This is a genomic window from Exiguobacterium sp. s193, from assembly GCF_018618755.1.
Classification (GTDB): domain Bacteria; phylum Bacillota; class Bacilli; order Exiguobacteriales; family Exiguobacteriaceae; genus Exiguobacterium_A.
In genome coordinates this window covers 1-641 of record NZ_JACSMR010000027.1, presented here as the reverse complement: position 1 = coordinate 641, position 641 = coordinate 1, and the positions used below count along the sequence as shown (strand labels likewise).

The 641-nt window shown below is 34.3% G+C and carries 2 pseudogenes; one reads left to right on the top strand and one right to left on the bottom strand.

Annotated elements, in window-relative coordinates:
- Window positions 1-118: pseudogene (locus KNQ04_RS15720) on the top strand (IS30 family transposase); the annotation flags it as partial.
- A gap of 406 nt (window positions 119-524) precedes the next feature.
- On the opposite strand, the pseudogene KNQ04_RS15715 reads toward KNQ04_RS15720, so the two are convergent.
- Window positions 525-641, bottom strand: a pseudogene (locus KNQ04_RS15715) (IS30 family transposase); the annotation flags it as partial.

Genomic DNA, 641 nt, shown 5'->3' with positions numbered 1-641 from the left:
GGTCAGTCGCTCTGAACTCGCTCAAGCGCTCGCCTGGATAAATGGTAGACCAAGAAAATGTCTTAACTGGAGAACTGCATATGAGGTCTTCTCAGAAGAAGTGTTGCACTTAATTTGACAATCTATCTTATGAAAATAAGTATAGACATCATAATTTAATATTCAGTAAACAAGGAGAAATGAAGACCTCGCATTTGATAAAACTATCATTACCAAACTGATAGGAAAATCATTAAATGTTGTCGCAGATTTTCTTTATAATTTAATAGTTGGGAAGATCATATTCTATTGCAAAACGCATTGGAATTTGAATATAGGTTCTGAATTGAGGAGATGCATAATAAAGCAGGCGGAGTAGTGAATTGTGAATTTGCATGATGTTACTTTACTGAAATGAAAATCAAATCATATTTTGTAATACAAATGCAAGGGCGGTTCGATGAAAGTTGAACATTCAATATTATAAATTAAATAGATTATCGAGGAGCCAAAAATATGTTTATTTTTATTTCAATGATAGATTGTCAAATTAAGTGCAACACTTCTTCCGAGAAGACCTCGTATGCAGTTTTCCAGTTAAGACATTTTCTTGGTCTACCATTTATCCAGGCGAGCGCTTGAGCGAGTTCAGAGCGACTTAC